This is a genomic window from Malacoplasma penetrans HF-2 (assembly GCF_000011225.1).
GTDB classification, from domain to species: Bacteria; Bacillota_I; Bacilli_A; order Mycoplasmatales; family Mycoplasmoidaceae; genus Malacoplasma; species Malacoplasma penetrans.
This window is the reverse complement of sequence record NC_004432.1, coordinates 31516-48387: the sequence shown is the minus strand read 5'-3', so window position 1 is coordinate 48387 and position 16872 is coordinate 31516. Positions and strand designations below refer to the sequence as shown.

Genomic DNA, 16872 nt, shown 5'->3' with positions numbered 1-16872 from the left:
ATATTACTCCTATTCATCTCCATTATCTTCTCTATTAGTATCAAAGAAGTTAATTTCTTCTTCATATGTTAATTCTTCTATTTTTTGTTCAGGTAGAACAATTTCAGGTAAGTCTTTTATTGAATCTAATCCAAAAATATCATAAAACTTTGGGGTAACTTGATATAGATATGGTTTCCCAACAGCTTCTGATCTTCCTGCTTCTTCAACTAATCCTATTTCAATTAATTTTTCCAACATTGGTGTAGGATCAGTTTTTCTTAATTCATGAATTTGTGATCTTGTACAAGGATGGTTGTATGCAATTATAGCAAGTGTTTCAATCATCCCTTGGTTTAAAGGGTTTTTTTGCTTTATCCCAAAACCAGATGCAACAATTTTAGAAATATCTGGTTTAGTGAATAATTTATAATTTTCACCCACTTTTCTAACTACAAGACCTCTTTGAGGATCCTTTTCATATTCAAAAATCATTTCTTCCATAACTGCTTCAAAGTCTTGGACAGATAATCTAGAAATAGATTTTAGCTTATCTTTGTGAACTCCCTCATTACCAGCAATGAATAAAGCTGCTTCAATAACACTTTTAACATTAATACTCATTGCTTTCTACCTCTTTATCTATTTTAACAATAAATATATTTTCATCACTACTGTTTTGTTCTAATTGAATATGTCCATTTCTTACCAAAACTAAAATAGCAACAAAGGCAACCACAAAATACCTTTTAGTAAATTTTTCATCTGGAATATTTTTGAAATAATCCATAAAAGATATTTTGTATAAATGTGGGAATGGTTCTAAAAATTCTCTAATTTCCTTTTCTACATCATCTATTGAAATTTCACTAACATCAATTAATTTAACATTGTCTTTTGGTGATTTAGTTTTTTTAGTTGTAACCAATTTTAAATAGACCTTTTGCATTGCTTTTAAAATTACATCAAGATCCATTGCGGGAACATAAGAGTTGTCTTGAAATTCTTTTAATAAAGATTCTTTATCTTCTCCTGATTGAGTTGGTTTTTCAAACATTCTAGATCTTCTTTCAAGCTTTTCCATTAATTTTGGAACTATTTCTTGATATTGTTTGTAAACCAACAATCTTTGAATATATTTATCTCTTTCAATGTCTTTACTAATTTTCTCCTCAGTATCCATAGAAGGCAAAATTCTTTTAGATTTTTGTTCTAAAAGATATGTAGCCATTAATAAATATTCTGTTAAATCATCAATCTTTAATTTAGTTAAATAGTTATTAATGTAATCTACATATAATTGAATAACTTCAACTAAATTAATATTTAAAATATCCATTTTTCTTTCTTTTATCAAAGAATAAAATAATTCAAATGGACCATTAAATTCTTTCCCTGTAATATCTTTTATAGATATGTGGAATTCAGTATTATTTAATGATTCAAGATTTTCAGGTTTAAATTCATTGTTATTGTTGTTATCATTCATAATTTAATACTTAATTTTATTCTTCTTTTTCTGATCAATTAGGATCTTCTTTTATTTTTAAATAAGCAGCTTCCATTTTTGCTTTCATTTTTTCAGATACTAATTCTTTGCTTGTTTGAATATAGTCTTTGTATTTAATTGGTTCTAAAAATTCTACTGTTACTTCTTTGTATTTAAAAATATTAGACTTGTGCTCTTTTTCTACACCAAGTGTTCCATAAATCACAACAGGAACTATTTGACAAAAAGTAGAATAAGCTGGAGTTAAAGCAGCAGATTTAAATTCACCAAATTCATCTTTTTTAATTCTTGTTCCTTCAATAAATACAGTAAGTGATTGTTCACCTTTTTGAAGTAACTCTTTTTCTTCTTGATTAACTCTTACAAAATCTCTTAAATTTTGTCTATCAATAAAGATAGTGTTAATTAATTTGGCTGCAAAACCAACTCTTTTTGTTTTTGAAATTTCAATTTTTGAAACAAAAGTTGGATCTAAGATTTCAGGTCTTTTTTCTTTAATCATCTTAAAAGCTTTTAGATAAACAAGAACATCAAAATTAGATTTATGGTTTGGAACAAACATAACAGATTTATTTGCAGGAATGTTTTTACTTCCCTTTATTTTAACTTTTGTGAAGGTACAAAAAACTGCTTTACTTGCTAAACTATAAACATAATTTTGTCTTTCTGTTAGACCTAATAATTCAGGATCTTCTTGTCATCTTTTGTATTTTTTCTTACTAGATCTTAAAGATAATCAAAGAAAAAATACACAAAACGGGAATCCTAATGAGTGTCCTAATTTAAATAAAAATTTTTTTGCTTTCATAAATAAAAAACCTAATAAAAGAAGTATCTAAAAAATTATAAAATATTTAACAAAAAAACATTTACCATTTTTTGTTAATCTAAAACAAATTAAAAAATACCACAAATATCTTTTATAGGATATTTGTGGTATTTCTGTTTTAGAAAATTTGTATTTTTTCTGCAACTACTTTTAATGATTGGTTATCATTTCTTAATCTACCCTTTAAGCCTAATAGTACCCCTGAGTTTATTAAACTTAAATCTTGTGAGAATAAAGCACTATTAACATTAACATCTATGGTGTCAAAAAAGTCATTCTCATTAGTACTATCAAAAAAGGGTTTTTCTACTTTCAAAGTAACAATAGAAGTTTGATCATCTCTTCTTACTTTGTCTACTGTGCCAATCATAGCAATTAAATTCATATTATCATTTCTCCTTGTTGAAATATTTAAATGTACTAAAACTAGTACAACTAAATAATATGAATTTATTAAGATTTTGTTCTTTCCAAAATCTTCACTAAATCTTCACTTTTTCTTTACTTTTTCTTTACAAATTCTTTCTAATTTAAATAAATTGCAGTAGCAAACACTTGATTGCCATCATAAGAGATTGAAACTTTAACATTTTTAAATGTTGTGCAAGTGTATGAGTTGTTATCATTTTTTATAAATTCAATATTTATAAAAAAGATTTTATGGAATTCATTTATTGCTTTAAATGTAGCTTCTTTTAATGCTCACCTAGAAGCTAAAAATCTAGGTTTTAAATTATTATCAATTTTTAAATATTGATTGTATTCATTATCTGTTAATAATCTTTTTATAAATTTATCTGACTTATTAACAAAATAATCAATTTTAGTTACATCTATACCTATATTAAAATTAGGTTTATTTATTGTTTTTTCCATTTTGTAGTTCACTAACAGCTACATGTAGTTTTCCAAGGTCATTCATGAGTTTTTGACTTTGGTAACCATCTTTTTTTAAACTTTCATTATCAGCTCTAAGGGACTGGATAATACTATCTTTTTGATTAATAATGTTTTTTAAATCTAATATTTCTTGGTTTTTTTGGTTAAGGTCTTGATACAAACTTCTTTGTTCTTTATCAATTCCAACCAATGCACTTCTTACACTGTCTAAAAATATATCCACTTCTAGTGGTTCATATCCAGCACTCATATTTTTTGAGAACTTACGTTCTAATATATCATTGTATAGTTTTTTAATATTTTCTTTCATATAAGTAACACCTCTAATTTAGATTACAAAAAATAATAAATTATTTTTTGAGTTTTTTTATAAAAAATAAAAAATATAGATGAAGCACCTATATTTAATATTTTAAAGAGTCATATCAGGAAGATATAGGAAATAATCTTCAGATGATAATCTTGATTGTGAAAAATCAGCTTTAGTATTAGATGTTGAAGTAATACCTAAAAAAGTAAACAATTGGCTTTGAGATGCTACAGTTGACCCCCCAGTACCTCCACCTGTTCCACCACTTGTTGTGTTACTTGTATATGCTACTGTATAAGATGTTATGTTCCCATCAGTTGCAGTTGGAGTGTAAGTTATTGTTAGTGACCCACCTAATGTAGCAGAAGTATAAGTTGTTCTAGTTGCTGTTGAGGTATCACCTGCACCAGGAATAACCATAGTTCTTTCCCATAAAGTAGAGTTTGTAGCAGTTGAAGTTACTCTAGTTGTATAAGTTGTTGTATTTGTACTAGTCCCACTGCCACCACCTGTGCTAGTAGCTTTAGAGTAACTAATGCTATAGTTTGCACCAGAGTAAATGTGAGTAGAAGAATCACTTCCTTGATTAAAAGTAAATGATTGGTTTAAACTAGTTGTTGATGATCAACTACTATAATTGTTTGCTACACCAAATGAAGAATCTGATGAAGTTCCAGTAATTGTAGAATTTACTAACTCAAAGTCTTGGTTGCTACCTGTTTTTAAAAGATATGAATTATTAGATGAGTCATATGCTAATGTAGCAAAAACATATTCTGCAGCTTGTGTAGTTCCTCCTCCAGTTCCACCTGTTCCACCAGTAGTAGGACTAGCAGCTCTAGAATAAAATGTATAAGTTGTAGTTGATCCAGATCTTGCAACATCAATTTTGTGAGCATAATTATAGATTAGTCAATCATTAAAAGACATTTTGCCATATTGAAATTGACCATTATCGCCTAAAAATACTGTAGCTCCACTTACTCTTGCTCCAGATACACTATCTAAAGGAGTTTTGTAAGATTGGTTGATAATAGCTCAAGCACTCACTCCAAAAACTGCTAATACACCAACTGAAGTTGCACCAACAATAATCATTTTCTTTTTATTACGATACATATAATCTCACCAAACAAAATATAATTAAGACATTCACTATTAATAATTATAAATAATTTAAAAATAAGTTTCAATTTGTAATATAATTAAATTTTGTTTTTTAAAAAAATATTTTAACAGTTAGTAAGAAAATGCTCCTTAGTAATAAAGGGGTATTTTATTTACTATTCAAATTATTTTAAAAATTTAAATCATCGTTAATGACAAAATAAAAACTATGCTTGTTTAGCATAGTTTAAATTTATTTAATAAGTAAAGTTAAATTACTTAATAACTTTAGTTACTGTACCAGCACCTACTGTTCTTCCACCTTCACGGATTGAGAATTTACTTCCTTCTTCAACAGCAATTGGAGAAATAAGTTCAACAGTAATCTTAGTGTTATCTCCTGGGTTAATCATTTCAACACCTTTATCAAGTGTGATTTGTCCAGTAACATCAGTAGTTCTGAAGTAGAATTGTGGTCTATATCCATTTAATACTGGAGTATGTCTTCCACCTTCTTCTTTTTTAAGAGCATAGATTTCTGCTTCAAATTGTTTGTGAGGTTTAATTGAACCAGGTTTAGCTAATACTTGTCCACGTTCAACATCTTTTCTATCAATACCTCTTAATAAGATACCAGCGTTATCCCCAGCTTTTACTTCGTCTAATGTTTTTCTTAACATTTCCATACCAGTAACAACTGCTTTTCTAGTATCATGGATACCAACGATTTCAACTTCATCGTTTAATTTTAAAGTACCTCTTTCAACTCTACCAGTTACTACAGTACCTCTACCAGTAATAGTCATAACGTCTTCTACCGCTAATAAGAAAGGTTTGTCTGTATCTCTTGTTGGAGTTGGGATGTAGCTATCTACTGAAGCCATTAATTCATCAATTTTAGCTTCTCAAGTAGCATCACCTTCTAATGCTTTTAAAGCTGAACCTCTAATAACTGGAGTGTTATCTCCATCAAAACCATAAGAAGAAAGTAATTCTCTAACTTCCATTTCTACTAGGTCTTGCATTTCAGCATCAGATACCATATCACATTTGTTTAAGAAAACTACCATTTTAGGAACACCAACTTGTCTAGCTAATAAGATGTGTTCTCTTGTTTGTGGCATTGGTCCATCAGATGCAGCAACTACTAAGATTGCACCATCCATTTGAGCAGCACCAGTAATCATGTTCTTAACGTAGTCAGCGTGACCTGGACAGTCTACGTGAGCATAGTGTCTGTTTTCTGTTTCATATTCAACGTGAGCAGTATTAATAGTAATACCTCTAGCTTTTTCTTCAGGTGCTTTATCAATTTCATCATATTTCATTGCTTTAGCACCACCTTTTTTTGCAAGGTAAGTACAGATTGCAGCTGTTAAAGTTGTTTTACCATGGTCAATATGTCCAATTGTCCCAATATTAACGTGAGCTTTTGATCTATCAAACTTTTGTTTTGCCATAATTAATCTCCTAATTAATTCAATTTACTTTTCTGTTTTACAACAATAATGTTTTACAACAATAAAAATTATATAATATTTACCACTTTTTTAAACATTTATTAAGCAGTGGTAAGGCTAATCTATTTTTCCTAAAATTATTTATAGTTCTTGAAGAAACTACTTCTTCAATAATGATTTAGGTGCTTTTTCATAATGACTAAATGCATATACATAATTACCACGACCTTGTGTGAATGATCTAAGATCTGTAGCATAACCAAACATTTCTTTTAAAGGCACCTTAGCTTTAATTACTTGAGTATTTCCTCTTTGTTCTTGACCTTCAATAGACCCTCTTCTAGAAGAAATATCTCCCATTGCATCCCCAAAGTATTGTTCAGGAACTGTAACTTCTACAGCCATGATTGGTTCTAATAATACTAATCCAGCAGTTTTAGAAGCTTCTTTTAAAGCCATTGATGCAGCAATTTTATATGCCATTTCTGAAGAGTCCACATCATGGTATGAACCATCATATAAAGTTGCTTTCACATCAATCATAGGGAATCCACTTAATGGACCAGCTTTCATAGCATCTTCTAGACCTGCTTTAATTGGTTTAATATATTCTTTTGGAATTTTTCCACCAACAATTTTATCTACAAATTCAAAACCTTTTTCAGGATTTGGTTCAAACTTAATGAATACATGACCATATTGACCACGTCCACCAGATTGTTTAATATATTTCCCTTCAGAATCTGCTTCTTTTGTAAATGTTTCACGGTAAGAAACTTGTGGAGCACCTACATTAACTTCTACTTTGAATTCTCTTCTTAAACGATCAACAATAATTTCTAAGTGTAATTCACCCATACCTGAAATAATTGTTTGATTAGTTTCATCATCTGTATAAGTTCTAAATGTCGGATCTTCTTCTGAAAGTTTTGATAAAGCAATAGCCATTTTTTCTTGGTCTGCTTTAGTTTTAGGTTCAACAGCTAAAGAGATTACAGGTTCAGCAAAGTTCATTGCTTCTAAGTGTAATTCTTTTTCTTCTGATGATAATGAGTTACCTGTTACTGTATCTTTTAAACCAATTACAGCACAGATATCCCCTGCTCTAATTTCATCGATTTCTTCTCTGTTATTAGAGTGCATTTTCACTAAACGTGAAACTCTTTCTTTGATTCCTTTTGTTGCATTTAAAACATAAGAACCTTTTTTAAGAACTCCTGAATACACACGGATAAATGTTAGTTTTCCAACATATGGGTCAGTAGCAATTTTAAATGCTAATGCAGCTAATGGTCCATCATCTTCATTTTTAATTAAAATTTCAGAACCATCATCTTTATAACCTTTAATTGGAGGAACATCTACAGGAGATGGTAGGTAATCTACTACTGCATCTAATAAAGCTTTAACACCTTTATTTTTGAATGAAGTCCCACAAACTACTGGGAAGAATTCTGCAGTTAAAACACCTTTTCTAATACATTTTTTAATATCGTCTTCTGATAATTCATTACCATTTAAATATTTTTCCATGATTTCATCATCGAAGTTAACAACTTCTTCAATCATGTGGTGTCTCATTTCTTCTGCTTCTTTTTTCATGTCTGCTGGAATTTCAACTACTTTAAATTCTTCATCTTGTTTTCCATCATACATATAAGCTTGCATAGTAACTAAGTTAATGATTCCATTAAAGTTAGCTTCTGCACCAATTGGTAATTGGATAGCAACTGCATGTGCTGCTAATCTTTCATTAAGTGATTCTAAACACATTTTGAAATCAGCACCAGTTTTATCCATTTTGTTTACATAAACAATTCTTGGAACTTTATATTTTGATGCTTGTCTTCAAACTGTTTCAGTTTGAGGTTCAACACCATTTTGAGCATCAAGAACTGCAACTGCACCATCTAATACTCTAAGAGATCTTTCAACTTCTACTGTAAAGTCCACGTGACCTGGTGTGTCAATTAAGTTTAATTCACAGTCTTTTCAAGTAACGTAAGTTGCAGCTGAGGTAATTGTAATCCCTCTTTCTTTTTCTTGTTCCATTCAGTCCATAGTAGCACCACCATCATGAACTTCTCCAATCTTGTGAGTTCTACCTGAATGAAACAAAATTCTTTCTGATGTAGTAGTTTTACCAGCATCAATATGGGCCATAATCCCAAAGTTTCTAAATTTTTGTATATCAAATTTTCTTGCCATAATTTATTTCACCAAAAATTAAAATCTCAAGTGAGCAAATGCTTTGTTAGCTTCTGCCATTTTGTGAGTATCTTCTTTTTTCTTAAATGCAGCTCCTGTTCCTTTAGATGCATCAATAATTTCAGCTGCTAATTTTTCAATCATTGATTTTTCATTTCTTTTTCTTGCAGAAAGAATTAATCATCTTAAACCAAGAGTTTGTTTTCTTTCTTTACTAACAACTGTAGGAACTTGGAAGTTAGAACCAGCAACTCTTCTAACTCTCAATTCTAATGAAGGCATAATGTTTTCTAAAGCTTTTTTAAATACTTCAATTCCATCTTCATTAGTTTTCTTTTTAATTAGATCAAAAGATTGATAAACAATTTGTTGAGCTAAACCTTTTTTACCTTCTAACATAATTGCATTAATTGCTTTTGTAACTAATCTTGAGTTATATACTGGATCTGGTAATATTTCTCTTTTTGTTGCTCTATTTTTTCTCATTGTCTACTCCTAAATTATTCTTTCTTCTCTTTAGGTCTCTTAGCACCATATCCAGATCTTTGTTGTCTTCTTTTTTCAACACCAGAAGTATCTAAAGTACCTCTTACAATGTGGTATCTAACCCCAGGAAGGTCCTTAACTCTACCACCTTCAATTAAAACAACACTATGTTCTTGAAGGTTGTGTCCTTCACCTGGAATATAAGCCAATACTTCGTATCCATTTGTTAATTTAACCTTTGCATATTTACGAAGTGCTGAATTTGGTTTCTTTGGTGTCATAGTCCCTACTCTGGTACAAACACCCCTTTTATAAGGAGATGGATTATAAGTTCTTTTTTTCTTTAAAGAATTATAAGTGTACATTAAAGCAGGAGATTTTGACTTTTTAAACTTATCTTTACGATCATGTCTAATAAGTTGTGCAATAGTTGCCATATTAAACTCCTTTTAACAACATATCCGTGTGTATCAAAAACACTCAAATATTGTAACATAAATATAAAATAAAATTCAAAATCTTAACAGATTTTATAATCTGATCAAATTAATAAATCCAGGTATTAATCTATTAAAATAGATGTCCTTTCTATTAGTTGCTTATAGAAACAAAACATCAAAGTGATATATTTTTATTGTTTTATTCATAATATAAAAACACTGATTGATTAGTTAACCAGTGTTTTTAATAGAGTAATTATCAATTTAATAAATATTAAACTAAGATCTTTATGATCTCCTTTATTTTTTTGCTAACTCTCTAATGATCATTTTAATATTTTCAAAATCTTCTTCTTTATAAAGATTCTCAATAGATTGTTTTACATGTTCAAGAGTTAAAACAAATTTTTCAGGTTTCTTCTTTTCCATTTGCTTTCCTCCTATTTTTTTATATTTTATTATGAAATATAAATTAATTTAAAATCTCATTAGTAAATTTTATCTATCTATTTCAAATAGTCACTTCTCTTTAGAAGTTCTAAAGTTATCTAATAATGTATAATTTAGAATAATGATAAAGCATATTAAAGAATATAAATATGGATCAAAAAAATCAAACTAAATTAAATTTATTAAAGTTAAAAGAAGAATTAACTAATTTAAAGTGATCAGAAAATCATAAATATGATGATTTTAATCACATTAGTAGTGCTAAAGCATTAGAACTACTAGAAGATTCTGAATATTTTTATAAAGATACTAAAACTTTAGATTTGTGGGATACACATTATGAAGTGATTGATGAATTTGCTTTCCATTCTAAAGGTATTGAAAAAGTTATTCTTCCTAAAAGGATTGTAGTTATAGCTAAATATAGTTTTGCTAACAACATGATTAAAGAATTAGATTTAACAAATTATAAAAATTTAGAAGTTATAGAAGACTACAGCTTTTTTTATAACCGTATCACTAACTTTCAAAATGCACCTAATATCCTTTTGTTTACAAAAAAAGCTCTACATAAAAATCCAGTTACTGAACAATTTAAAAACTAAGTTTTATTTATATGAAAAAAGTATCAGTTATTATTCCTTTTAAAAATACACCCCTTAAATGAATTAAGCAATTAATTACTAGTTTAAATAATCAAACTAATAAGAATTTTGAAGTTTTTTTTATTGATGATAATTCAACAAATCCACAAGTTTATATAGATTTAATTAATAAAAATGGATATCAGTATGTTCAAAATATTCCCAATAATATAGGTGTTGGAAAAATCAGAGATTATGGTGTAACACTAGCTAATGGAGAATATATTTGATTTGTTGATAGTGATGATTGATTATATGTTGATGCAATTGATTATCTTTTAAAAAGTTTTTATAAATACCAAAACATTGATTTCATTATGTTTGAGTATGAATGAGTGTTTGATAAAAAGCAAATTAATCTGTTTTCAAAACATAATCAATTTGATGAAATCATAGTTAAGAATAATGTTAATAAAAGTAAAATGCCATGGTTTCATAATAACTATCAAACTGATTGAAGGGTTTGTTTTAAAAAAGAGTTTTTAGTGAAAAACAAAATTTCACACCCTGATAAAGTTAATATCTTTGAAGATGTTTATTTTGGATTAATATGAAAAGTTTTATATAAAAAAGCATTACTAACTTCTAAAAAACTTTATTTCTATAATAGATTAAATGTAGAGTCATCATTAAATACTTATAAATACAAAGCAAATGATTTAGTAAGCATCATCTTTAAAAATAAAAATTATTTATTAGAAAATAAGTTATTTAATAACAATTGATACTTCTATGCTTCAAATTGATTAGGTGCTTTAAATCAACTAAATTATATAGATCTAATTAATGTACAAAAAACACATAACAAATTCATTGGAAATAATAACTTTTATAATTTAGAAACAATTGGTTTTCATAAAATATGATTCATTTACAAAGCTTTATGAATTAAAAAAGTAGTTTCATAACAATAAAAAAATCTATGAGTTATCTCATAGATTTTTTAAACTATTTCTTTGAAGTTTTAGCTTTTTTAACATCACCTTTTTTAGCTGGTGATTTTTTAGTTGCAGTTTTTTTATTTACAACAACTGGTTTTTTAGCTACAGCAGCTTTTTTAGCTGGTTTAGCTTTTTTAAGAATTTTTTTAACTTTTTTCTTTTTAGCTTCAGTAATTACAGGTGGGTTTTCAGGGTGCTTAGAAGGTTTTTTCTTTTGAGCATACTTAACTCTTTGAATTAAATATGCTGGTTTTTTATTTTCACCTTTAGCACTATCATCTGCAATAACTTTTCCTTTAGCAGTTTTCTTAACAACAGCTGTTTTGTTAACTAAAACTCTAATTCCAGGACCCATGGTAGAAGATAAGTTAACTTTTTCAATAAAAATACCTTTTACAGAAGTTAGTCTTTTAGCAGCTATAAAACTTAATAAGAAATTAATGTTTTCAACAATCTTTGCAGTATCAGCATTTGCTTTACCTACAACCATGTGAATGTTTCCATAGCTATCTGTTCTATATTGGTTAATACCTTTTTTGAATTCAGCTATAGTTTTAGGTAAATCTGTAGTTACGTTCCCATTTTTAGGGTTAGGCATTAAACCTCTTGTTCCTAAGATTTTCCCTAATTTACTTAATTCAGGCATCATTTTAGGAGTTGTAATAATTAGATCAAAATCTAATCATCCTTTGCTAATTTCAGCAATTAGTTCAGAATCCCCTGCATGGTTAACACCTAATGATTTAGCATCTTTTTGAGTTAGACCTTTATCTAAAACTAAAATTCTTTTTTCTTTACCAAAGAAGTAAGGAAGACTAACAGTCCCTCTTAATTGTTGGTCAGATTTAGAAGTATCTAAGTTTAATTTAATTGCAATATCAATTGATGATAAGAATTTAGCATTTGAAGTTTGTTTAGCTAAGTTAACAGCTTCTTCAATTGTATAGAATTTTGTTCTATCAAAATTCACTGAAGGTTTTTTAGGAGTTTTATTAGTTACTTTTTTTTGATTTGCCATAATCTATCTCCTATTTCTTTTTCCCATCTTTATGAACTACAGGATCAACACCTTCAATTTTGATTCCCATTTGTTTTGCAGAACCAGCAACCATTCTTAATACTGCTTCTTCATCATTTGCATTAGTATCAACTAATTTAGTTTTTGCAATTTCTAATGCTTTTTCTCTACTAATAGTAGCAACTGTTTCAGTTTTTGAATTTTTAGCTCCAACTTTAATGTTAGCTGCTTTTTTAAGCAACATAGTAACTGGAGTTGTTTTAATTTCAAAAGTAAAAGATTTATCTTTAAATGCTGTAATTATACAAGGTATAACTTCACCATTTTTATCTTTAGTTTGGTCATTAAATTGTTTAGTAAATTCACCCATGTTAATACCAATAGAAGCTAACTGAGGACCAGGTTTAGCTTGACCACCTATTAGGTTAACCTTGGCAATTCTTGTTATTCTTGGATCTTTAAAAGCCACAAGCAACACATCCTTTCAATAAATATATTCTCTACGTGGTTAATAATGAGTTATCAAACTCTCCCACATGCTTTTTCACGCATACCAAAAAATATACGCAGTAATAATTATACATTAGATTATTTTTTAATATATCAAAGTTCTTAAAATATTTTTTGAATTTAAGTATCAAATAAAAAAATAAAAAGATCTATTTTGATAATAGATCTTTGCTCAAACTAAAAAACAATTACTTAAATATTTGGTCTCTAATAGACAATTCAAAAATCTTTTGTTTATAGTAATTTCAGCAACCTCTAATTTGATCAAGACTTTTATTTAACAATTTAGAAATTTCTTTATGTGTATATCCTTGATTTTTATAAGAAACAATTTGTTCAAACAAAGCTGAGTTAACTTCTTTTAAAGCTTTTTTAAATCATTGAGATTTTATTTTATCATTCTCTTTATTTTCATAAATTTCTGAAGGACTTTTATAGAAAATATCACTAATTATATTTAAAGAATTGAAATCTAAATCATCTCAGGCTTTATTTTTAGTTTTTTGTTTTCTTAGTTCATTTTTATACGAATAGATTAAACAAGATACTGTTCATCTAATAAAATCTTTATTCTTGTAATCCATTGTATTAATAATCTTTTTAAAAGATTCATATCCAAATAACTGTAAATCATCAAACAATGGTTCTTTAGATTTTAAATGTTTTCAAATTCATTTAGATAAAATAGTAAAATACAAATCATTTAGTAAATTTTCTATGTGTTTACTTCCACCAGTTCTATATAAGTAAAGACATTCATTTCAATTAACTTTATAAAAAAATTTTTTTAACATTATAAGCAATGTGTTAAATAATAAAGAATAATAGCAGTTGATACTGAAACATTTAAAGATTGAACACTAGAATCCATTTCAATTTTGACAATGAAATCAGAGTCTTTTTTAATAAGTTCTGAAACCCCTTTATTCTCATTACCAACTATTACAACAAGTTTATTAATATCAGTTTTAAATTTTGATAAAGGAATTGATTTTTCATCAAGTGCTGTACAAACAGTTCAATAGTTTTCTTTCTTTAGTTTGTTTAGTACTTCTGATAAATTATTAACTTTTAAAAAATTTAGATAGTTTACAGTTCCTAAACTAGTTTTAATAACTGTTTCATTTATTTGAATTTGGTTATTCTTTTTAAAGATAATTCCAGCTACTTGAAAAGATTTAGATGTTCTACAAATTGCGCCAAAATTACCTGGGTCTTGAATTTCATCTAAAACCAAAATAATTTTTTTATCAGTATTTAAATTATTAATTTTTTCTATAAATGAGTCAAAATCAGTATGAATAGTTAAAGATGATTCTTTTGCAATTCCTAAAATATTTTGATGAACAACTTCATATTTATCAAAAAACTTTTTATTAACTTTATTTAGTTTAATGTTTTTTGATTTAAATTCTTTCAATTCATCAAAATATGAAACATAATAAACTTCACTTAATTCATTTTGTTTAAATGCTTCTATAACAGCTTTTTTACCAAAGAATTTTTTCATAATGTTCTTATAATAACTTCTTTTCCATTAATAATTTTCTATATTTATCTGACTCACTAAAATTCTTTTCTTGTTTTAATTTATTTCATTTATTTAAAAGTTCTATAGCTTCATCATCAAATAAATTAACATGTATAATTCCTAATATTTTTGTTAGTAAGTAAGAAAGATTAAAATGTAGTTTGTTTAGTTCTTCAAAGTTTTTATTTCTTAACAATATTGAACTATATTTAATTTTTTCTTCAATAAAAGAAACAATGTTTGGTAAGTTAAAATTGTTTGTTAATTCAATTAAATTACTTTTATCAAACTCTAAATTTTTCTCATTATACTTCTGTTCTATTATTAAGTGACTTTTAAAAATATTTAGGTTGTATATAATATTTTCTAATTGATTTTTTGAATTAATAAGATTTTCAGTAGTGAAGTTTAATGGGTTTGAATAACTTGTTTGATAAAAGAACCATCTAACAGTATTAGTGTTATATTCACTCAATAAATCTTTAGCTAGGATAAAATTTGAAAGTGATTTAGACATCTTTTGGTTATTAATATTTAAATGTCCTACATGCATTCAAATTCTTGCCAAATCTTTATTATTTACAGCTATATTTTGAATATTTTCATTTTCATGGTGTGGAAATTTTAAATCTATTCCTCCTCCATGAATATCTATTTGATCACCTAAATATTTATTTATTAAACAAGAACATTCAGTATGTCATCCTGGTCTTCCTGTAGAAAATTTTAAGTCTCAGTTTAATCCAATTGTAGTTTGTTTTCATAAAGCAAAATCTTGGGGATTGTTTTTTTTCAAATTATCTTCAGATTTATCACCAACTAATAGTTCATCTAATTTTTTATTAGAAATTTTTCCATATTGGTTAGATTTAGTAGTGTCAAAATAAACATCACCATCTACTAAATATGCAAACTTATTATTAACGATTTTTTGAATATAGTTTTCAATATCTTTAATATGATCTGAAACTCTAGGGAATTTCATATTAGAAGTATGAATATTGATTGTTTTTAAAATGTCAAAATATTGAGTTTCATAATATGAAGAAAGTTCTAGTTCTCCAATATTTTCTTCTTTAGCTTTATTAACTATTTTGTCATCAATATCTGTAATGTTATGAATAAAAGTAACATTATAACCAAGTTCTAAAAATAATCTATTTAAAACATCAAAAGTAATAATTGGTCTTAAGTTACCAATATGAACATGGTTATAAACTGTAGGTCCACAAACATACATTTTGATATTTTTTTTATCTAAACTTACTTCTTTATCTGTTTTGCTTACAAAATCATATATTTTCATAACAATCTACTAATTCTTCAATATCTCAATTATTATATATAAACTATACTCTTTTTATAAATTCAATTTTATAGATAAGAACAATCTAATTAATAATTTAAAAATTTTGTTATTCTTTATTATTTTTATTTCCTTTTATTTATTGTTAATAAAAAATCAAATGAGATTTGTTTAGTAACAATAAATTATAAAATTAGAATGCTCTTTTATTTTTTTCCTAAATCTTTCAAAATTCTTTCCTTTTTCTTTCAAATTTCTTGCTTTAAAGAAATAAAAAAAATAGCTGTTAAGCTATTTTTAGTAATTAATAATTAACAAGATTACATGTTTTCTTCATTAATCTTAATATCATCAAAGTAAGTTTCACTAGTAATGTCATACATATCAAAGTCTGAAACTTGAGTAGCATTTTTAATTCTTTCTTCTTCAGTAGGAATATCTAATGCAACCTTATGATCATAATGTTGTTTGTATGCATATGTTGAACCATTGAATAAGTGTTTGTATAAGATTGAAATATATTTGTTAGATAATGCTCTTTCATCTTCAATTAAGATTCCATCAACATCATTGTTTTTACAAATTTCTTCAATATCATCATTAATAATTTCACCACCATAAAGAATTGGTAAATTATTAGCAACATAGTATCCGAATTTAGTTCTTAAGAATTCTCTAATAACTCTTATAGTTCCAAAGATAAATTCATTGTCAAACTTAGAATTAATCTCACCCATAAAAGTTGGTTTATAAACTATATAAACTCTATCAACTATATCTAATGCATCAATCCCATTAAAAATTTGATTAATTTGTAATCTTAAGTTTTCTTTAGTACTTTCTTCAGACAAATCTACTTTTGTTTCTTCAATAAAAAGAACAGCATTCATTCCATTTTTAAGAAGTTTTTGAAGTTTAGCATTAACTTGATAGTTTTTTTCTTTGAAATCTACTTTAACATCAGGGTGACCTAAGAAAGCAGTTTTAATTCCATAATCTTTTAATTCCAATCAAGAAACACTACCAGTATGGTTACCAAGTGAAGGAAATGATACATTTTGAGCAACCACTTCTACTTTTGCATTTTTAGACATCCCTAAACTTGGAACAATACCTAAATAAGATGGTGCTACCATTACTTTCACATTTTCAAAATTAGGTATATTTTTAAAGAATTTTGATATTGACACATAGTCAGCATTCATTTTTCAGTTAGTAATTAATATTTTTTCTCTCATACTAT

Annotated in this window: 20 protein-coding genes; 2 read left to right on the top strand and 18 right to left on the bottom strand. The window is 26.8% G+C overall.

The features are described from left to right. Positions 1 to 9: 9 nt before the first annotated feature. The 12 genes from scpB to MYPE_RS05885 all read right to left on the bottom strand — a co-directional run bounded on the left by scpB (position 10) and on the right by MYPE_RS05885 (position 9658). Complete coding sequence (gene scpB, locus MYPE_RS00195) at positions 10 to 603, bottom strand: SMC-Scp complex subunit ScpB (protein WP_011076865.1); 594 nt, start codon at positions 601 to 603, stop codon at positions 10 to 12. Further along, entirely contained in the window at positions 593 to 1468 is an 876-nt protein-coding gene (locus tag MYPE_RS05340) for a segregation and condensation protein A (RefSeq protein ID WP_011076864.1), read from the bottom strand. The genes scpB and MYPE_RS05340 overlap by 11 nt, the downstream gene beginning before the upstream one ends. A 16-nt stretch (positions 1469 to 1484) precedes the next feature. Then, positions 1485 to 2297, bottom strand: coding sequence for a lysophospholipid acyltransferase family protein (locus tag MYPE_RS05335; protein WP_011076863.1), 813 nt, complete (start codon positions 2295 to 2297; stop codon positions 1485 to 1487). Between the two features lie 139 nt (positions 2298 to 2436). Continuing rightward, positions 2437 to 2703 (bottom strand): hypothetical protein, encoded by a 267-nt coding sequence (locus tag MYPE_RS00180; protein WP_011076862.1) that lies wholly within the window; start codon positions 2701 to 2703, stop codon positions 2437 to 2439. Positions 2704 to 2843: 140 nt separating this feature from the next. Then, positions 2844 to 3194 (bottom strand): 4'-phosphopantetheinyl transferase superfamily protein, encoded by a 351-nt coding sequence (locus MYPE_RS00175; protein WP_044891177.1) that lies wholly within the window; start codon positions 3192 to 3194, stop codon positions 2844 to 2846. After that, positions 3175 to 3528: a DivIVA domain-containing protein gene (locus MYPE_RS00170; protein ID WP_011076860.1), complete on the bottom strand. Its 354-nt coding sequence runs from the start codon at positions 3526 to 3528 to the stop codon at positions 3175 to 3177. Before MYPE_RS00170 ends, MYPE_RS00175 begins: the two co-directional genes overlap by 20 nt. Positions 3529 to 3630: 102 nt before the next feature. Beyond that, the gene (locus tag MYPE_RS00165) at positions 3631 to 4647 is read right to left on the bottom strand and encodes a hypothetical protein (RefSeq protein ID WP_011076859.1); all 1017 of its coding nucleotides are present in this window, start codon (positions 4645 to 4647) and stop codon (positions 3631 to 3633) included. A gap of 263 nt (positions 4648 to 4910) precedes the next feature. Continuing rightward, a complete protein-coding gene (tuf, locus tag MYPE_RS00160; protein ID WP_011076858.1) occupies positions 4911 to 6095 on the bottom strand; it encodes an elongation factor Tu in 1185 nt (394 codons plus the stop codon). 159 nt (positions 6096 to 6254) lie between these two features. Next, positions 6255 to 8303 (bottom strand): elongation factor G, encoded by a 2049-nt coding sequence (fusA, locus tag MYPE_RS00155; RefSeq protein WP_011076857.1) that lies wholly within the window; start codon positions 8301 to 8303, stop codon positions 6255 to 6257. Positions 8304 to 8321: 18 nt separating this feature from the next. Further along, positions 8322 to 8789, bottom strand: a complete 468-nt coding sequence (gene rpsG, locus MYPE_RS00150) for a 30S ribosomal protein S7 (protein ID WP_011076856.1) — start codon at positions 8787 to 8789, stop codon at positions 8322 to 8324. Between the two features lie 14 nt (positions 8790 to 8803). Continuing rightward, positions 8804 to 9226, bottom strand: a complete 423-nt coding sequence (gene rpsL, locus MYPE_RS00145) for a 30S ribosomal protein S12 (protein WP_011076855.1) — start codon at positions 9224 to 9226, stop codon at positions 8804 to 8806. A gap of 303 nt (positions 9227 to 9529) precedes the next feature. Further along, the gene (locus tag MYPE_RS05885) at positions 9530 to 9658 is read right to left on the bottom strand and encodes a hypothetical protein (RefSeq protein ID WP_267871833.1); all 129 of its coding nucleotides are present in this window, start codon (positions 9656 to 9658) and stop codon (positions 9530 to 9532) included. A gap of 170 nt (positions 9659 to 9828) precedes the next feature. Here MYPE_RS05885 and MYPE_RS00140 point away from each other — a divergent pair, with 170 nt between their 5' ends. Both MYPE_RS00140 and MYPE_RS00135 read left to right on the top strand, forming a co-directional pair. Next, positions 9829 to 10284, top strand: a complete 456-nt coding sequence (locus MYPE_RS00140; RefSeq protein WP_011076854.1) for a leucine-rich repeat protein — start codon at positions 9829 to 9831, stop codon at positions 10282 to 10284. An 11-nt stretch (positions 10285 to 10295) separates the two neighbouring features. After that, positions 10296 to 11231 (top strand): glycosyltransferase family A protein, encoded by a 936-nt coding sequence (locus MYPE_RS00135; RefSeq protein ID WP_011076853.1) that lies wholly within the window; start codon positions 10296 to 10298, stop codon positions 11229 to 11231. Positions 11232 to 11271: 40 nt separating this feature from the next. On the opposite strand, the gene rplA is transcribed toward MYPE_RS00135, so the two are convergent. The 6 genes from rplA to MYPE_RS00105 form a co-directional block, all read right to left on the bottom strand. Continuing rightward, a complete protein-coding gene (gene rplA / locus MYPE_RS00130) occupies positions 11272 to 12282 on the bottom strand; it encodes a 50S ribosomal protein L1 (protein ID WP_011076852.1) in 1011 nt (336 codons plus the stop codon). A gap of 10 nt (positions 12283 to 12292) precedes the next feature. Continuing rightward, positions 12293 to 12760, bottom strand: coding sequence for a 50S ribosomal protein L11 (gene rplK / locus MYPE_RS00125; RefSeq protein ID WP_011076851.1), 468 nt, complete (start codon positions 12758 to 12760; stop codon positions 12293 to 12295). 220 nt (positions 12761 to 12980) lie between these two features. Beyond that, positions 12981 to 13586, bottom strand: coding sequence for a hypothetical protein (locus MYPE_RS00120; protein ID WP_044891175.1), 606 nt, complete (start codon positions 13584 to 13586; stop codon positions 12981 to 12983). Then, on the bottom strand, positions 13586 to 14302 hold the full coding sequence (rlmB, locus tag MYPE_RS00115) for a 23S rRNA (guanosine(2251)-2'-O)-methyltransferase RlmB (RefSeq protein ID WP_011076849.1): 717 nt from the start codon (positions 14300 to 14302) through the stop codon (positions 13586 to 13588). Before rlmB ends, MYPE_RS00120 begins: the two co-directional genes overlap by 1 nt. A 7-nt stretch (positions 14303 to 14309) precedes the next feature. Next, a complete protein-coding gene (gene cysS, locus MYPE_RS00110) occupies positions 14310 to 15629 on the bottom strand; it encodes a cysteine--tRNA ligase (RefSeq protein ID WP_011076848.1) in 1320 nt (439 codons plus the stop codon). Positions 15630 to 15949: 320 nt separating this feature from the next. Beyond that, positions 15950 to 16867, bottom strand: a complete 918-nt coding sequence (locus MYPE_RS00105; protein ID WP_011076847.1) for a triose-phosphate isomerase — start codon at positions 16865 to 16867, stop codon at positions 15950 to 15952. Between the last annotated feature and the right edge of the window lie 5 nt (positions 16868 to 16872).